Origin of the sequence: uncultured Lactobacillus sp. (assembly GCF_946477725.1) — a bacterium.
Lineage (GTDB): Bacteria > Bacillota > Bacilli > Lactobacillales > Lactobacillaceae > Lactobacillus.
On the sequence record NZ_CAMKZC010000049.1, the window covers coordinates 1 to 4,520 of the forward strand.

General features: G+C 38.4%; 3 protein-coding genes, 1 pseudogene and 1 riboswitch. All 4 genes and pseudogenes read right to left on the minus strand.

Going from position 1 to position 4,520, the window contains the following annotated elements; translation table 11 throughout:
* Positions 1 to 163 precede the first annotated feature (163 nt).
* Complete coding sequence (mgtA, locus tag Q0R51_RS08965) at positions 164 to 2,854, minus strand: magnesium-translocating P-type ATPase (protein ID WP_294758274.1); 2,691 nt, start codon at positions 2,852 to 2,854, stop codon at positions 164 to 166.
* Between the two features lie 90 nt (positions 2,855 to 2,944).
* Positions 2,945 to 3,111, minus strand: a riboswitch (M-box (ykoK) riboswitch).
* A gap of 57 nt (positions 3,112 to 3,168) precedes the next feature.
* Positions 3,169 to 3,768: a TPM domain-containing protein gene (locus tag Q0R51_RS08970; RefSeq protein ID WP_294758278.1), complete on the minus strand. Its 600-nt coding sequence runs from the start codon at positions 3,766 to 3,768 to the stop codon at positions 3,169 to 3,171.
* The gene (locus Q0R51_RS08975; protein ID WP_045928576.1) at positions 3,755 to 4,234 is read right to left on the minus strand and encodes a deaminase; all 480 of its coding nucleotides are present in this window, start codon (positions 4,232 to 4,234) and stop codon (positions 3,755 to 3,757) included. Before Q0R51_RS08975 ends, Q0R51_RS08970 begins: the two co-directional genes overlap by 14 nt.
* Positions 4,235 to 4,238: 4 nt before the next feature.
* Positions 4,239 to 4,520, minus strand: a pseudogene (locus Q0R51_RS08980) (tryptophan--tRNA ligase); the annotation flags it as partial.

Here is a 4,520-nt window from a genome sequence, read left to right on the forward strand (position 1 = left end):
GGATAGTAGATTGGTGTTGTGATATAAAAAGTTTTTTTATCAGCCATATTCATTTGCTCCTTAATTTTTGCTTAATTATACTATATTATACTACACTAACAAAAAAGCGAATTCCTTACGGAGTTCTCTTTTTTAGTAGATATTTAGCATTCTGTACTTATTTTTAGATTAAAAATTTTTCACTCTTTAAATAGAAATACTTGACAACTGTAGTCAATAAAATATATAGAACAAGTATACCGAATACTACCCACATAAATTTAATTGGCATCTTGCCAAAGCCCAGTTTTGTTGCCAAGAATGAAAATGGAATCAAGGTTCCAATTACACCAGCGCCAAATGTTGCTAGCGTGACTCCGGGTGCAGCATGCTGCTTAATAAATGGCAAGCGCGGATCGCGCAAAGCGTGAATAACCATTTCCTGAGTCCACAGCGATTCAATAAACCAGCCAGTGTGGAAAAGAGCGACAAATGCAACTTTTTGGGTTGCTCCCAAAGCACTGTAATTACCACCTGTCAATTGTGGACAAATAACAAAGAATAATAAGGCAAAAGTCAGAATATCGAAGACAGATGAAGTTGGACCAAAGTAAAACATAAACTTAGGCAACTTCTTGGTTGACCATGTCCGGGGTTCTTTTAAGAACTTATCAGACATGTCATCAAATGGCAGAGAGAGACAACTAGTGCCATAGAGTAAATCTAAAACCAAAAGTTGCAGTGGCAGCATTGGCAAGAATGGCAAGAAAGAAGAAGCCACCATAATTGATAAAATATTACCAAAGTTGGAAGACAGCGTAATCTTGATATATTTCATAGTGTTGCCAAATACTTTTCGACCGATTCTCACGCCTTCTTCTAGTACATTCAAATCCTTATGCAGCAGAATAATATCAGCAGATTCCTTGGCAATATCCACAGCAGTATCAACAGAAATTGAGACATCAGCTGCCTTCATTGCTGGGGCATCGTTGATACCATCACCCATATAGCCTACAGTATGACCATTTTGCTTTAACAGATTAATAATTTTAGTTTTATCTTCCGGTGATAATTTGACAAAAATATTGCATTCTTCCACCATTTTTGCCAACTCTTCAGGTTTCTTGCCTTCAAGATCTGCACCTGAGTAAACTGTATCAACATTTAAACCAACTTGTAAGCCAACAGTTCTGGTAACAGCCTCGTTATCTCCTGTTAAAATTTTAACGTTGATACCATCATACTTTAGACGAGCTAAAGCGTCTTTGGCACTCTCTTTAGGTGGATCAAGGAAAGCAAGATAGCCGCAAAGAATAAGGTCATTTTCATCTTTTACTGAAAATTCACCGACAGGTGCAGGATTACGTTTGTATCCCAGCATGATCACGCGCAAGCCATCATCATTCATGTCGTTTACTTTAGCCATTACTTTTTGCTTACGTTCAGGTGTTAAAGGTAAAATCTGACCGTCAACTTCAAGCTTAGTAGCAACAGCCATCATTTCTTCTGAAGCACCTTTAGTTACTAACAGGTGTTCGCCATGCTGTTCATCAGCGTTTTCCACTACCACGCTCATGCGCCTTCTGGAAAAGTCAAATGGAATTTCATCAATCTTATTGTAATCACGCTGAATTTCACTGATATCGAGTTCATCCCCAGCAGCTTCAATGATTGCTTTGTCAATTAGGTTTTTCATCCCCGTTTGGTAATTGGAATTAAGATAACCTAACTCTAAAATCCGCGGATTTTCCCGTAAATTCAAATCATAATGACGCTCCAGAACTACTTTGTCTTGAGTCAGCGTCCCGGTTTTATCAGTACATAAAATATCAGCTGAGCCAAAGTTTTGAATTGAATTCATCTTTTTAACAATCGTGCCCTTTTTGGACATTTCGATTGAGCCCTTCACCAGATTGGTAGTTACAATTACAGGTAGCATTTCAGGTGTTAGTCCGACAGCGGTAGCAATTGAAAAGATTAGAGCATTAACCCAATCGCCCTTAGTAATACCATTGATAATGAAAACTAAAGGTGCGATGATGGCAGTCATAATTATTAATAATCTGGAAACATTTTTGATACCGACATCAAAAGTTGTGTTTTTAACATCGTGATGTGAAATATCATGAGCCAGTTTACCGAATATGGTTCTTTCACCAGTCGCAAACACAATTCCTAAGCCCGAACCGGAAACGATTGTTGTACCTTCGTATAAAATATTAGGATAATCCAGATAATCACGGTCAGCCCCAATTTTTGGCTTGGCAGTGGCAATTTTTTCTACCGGATTTGATTCACCATTTAAAGAACTGGAAGAACAAAAGAGATCCTTACTGGTTAAAAGGCGCATATCAGCCGGTACCATATCTCCTGCAGCCAACCTAATTACATCACCTACAACCACTTCACTGGTATCAATTTCCTGGTCCTTACCATCGCGAATAATATCTGTCGTAACAGAAACGAGCTTAAGTAAGGAATCCACAGCATTAGATGACCTGACATTTTGCACAAAACTGGTTATTCCGGAAATCAAAACCATCGTGACCATAATTGCTACAGTGGTTAAGTCCTTTTCTCCCGCTGGCACAAAAATATAATCAGTAAATAAAGACAATGTAGCCAAGACCAGCAATACCAAAGTAAATGGCGTGATGAAAGCTTCCGCTAAAAAGCGGAGCTTAGAATTATGTCTATTTGTGGCAATAGTATTAGAACCATATTCCTCCCGGTTTTTTTCAGCTTGCTGGCTAGTTAAACCGTTACTGCTAGCATGCAGTCTTGCTAAAGTCTCTGATCTGCTTTCTTTAGCTATTGCTTTTACCAGTTCTAAGTCTTTGTTGCTGGTAGTACCATTTGGTTTTTTCAGCATTTTCCCACTCTCCTCATCACACAACTAATTCAAACAAACTAAAAAAGGAGCCACCTAGCTAACCGCTTGGCGTCCCCTTTTCAACAGGTATTATTATACTCATCGTTCAGTTTTAACACTACGTGACGTAAGCTTGTGCTGCTAGCTATCTGGTTTGCGCCTTATATCGACGAAAACTATTTGACCCGTTGGCATCTCTGGATGTTTCCGGGCGATAGCATTTGTTCACGTAGGAGTCTCACCTAACAGTTTATTTGTTCTTATTTAATTTGCACTGTGAGTTTAATACATAACACATGATAAAGTCAACATTTTTACCTTTTTATGTTCAAATTATTTTTAAAAAAGTAAACTAAGCCGCTGATTACTAGTGCCAAGGCTAAAGCGATAGGTAAAGCCAGCCTATGAGGGTGGGAAAGTTGCGCACGTTCATCACTGGACAAGTCATATTTATCAAGTGAATATTGGTAACGCTGATCAATGGTAGTGGCACATGCCCTAAAAACAAAGCGTAATCCTTCATTAAATTTCTTTTTATTGTTACTACGCAATTTGTCAGATTGAGACCGAATTATATTTGTCCGGACATCAGCAGAAAACGCACTGTGAAGATCTTTACTGGAATATATCTGCACGTTGCGTTTCTTGTTTTTAGTACCTACAACGATAAAAACTGTCCGTTTATATTTATTTAATTTGGCGGGCGTTAAATGATCGACACGATTTACCGTTTTAACAATGATTTGTGGCTGTTCACTGGTCTGAAAATAACGATCATTTTTTGCTAAAATCAATTTACTGGTTTCGCGTTCAAGCAAATTACTATTGTCTTTAATGTTGGGACTTGCAAAGCCCGTCAGCGTCAGAAAAATACCGACTAAAGCCATAAATAACGCTAATTTAGTTTTCAGCATCTTCCAACTTATGGGCCAATTGCTCCACATATTGCCGATCGATTTTAATTTGTTCATAAGGAACCCCACAGTCTTTAAAAAGTTTAATCGCCAGCGGACTGTCATTGTAATCAAAATAATAATTGATTTTTTTAACTCCAGCCTGCACTAAAGCTTTAGCACAATTATAACAGGGAAAGTGCGTAACATAAATTTCAGTATCATCGGTTGAAACACCGTTACGTGCACACTGAATAAGTGAATTCATTTCTGAATGAATTGTCCGCACGCAATGACCGTCAACTAATTGGTGACCTACATCATCGCAATGAGGCTGACCCGTAACAGAACCGTTATAACCGGTTCCAATAATACGATTCTTTTTAACTAAAACACTACCAACCAAAGCCCGGTCACATGTTGAGCGCTGGGCAATCACTAAGGCCTGCATCATAAAGTACTGTTTCCAGGGAATTCGCTTACGCATTTTTTTACCTCTTGAAATAATTCAAACCGATTGCGTCTCGTACCTCTTGTAAGGTTTGATTAGCTACTTCGTTTGCTTTTTTAGAGCCCTCAATCAGCATCTCATAAACAGCAGATATATTCTGTTCATATTGAGCGCGCCGCTCACGTATTGGAGCCAGTTCTTTTTCCAACACCGTATTTAAGTAACGCTTAATTTTAACGTCACCCAAGCCGCCTTTTTGGTAATCTGCCTTTAATTGCGCTACCTTATTCTTGTCAGGATCAAAAATATCAAGGTAGGTAAA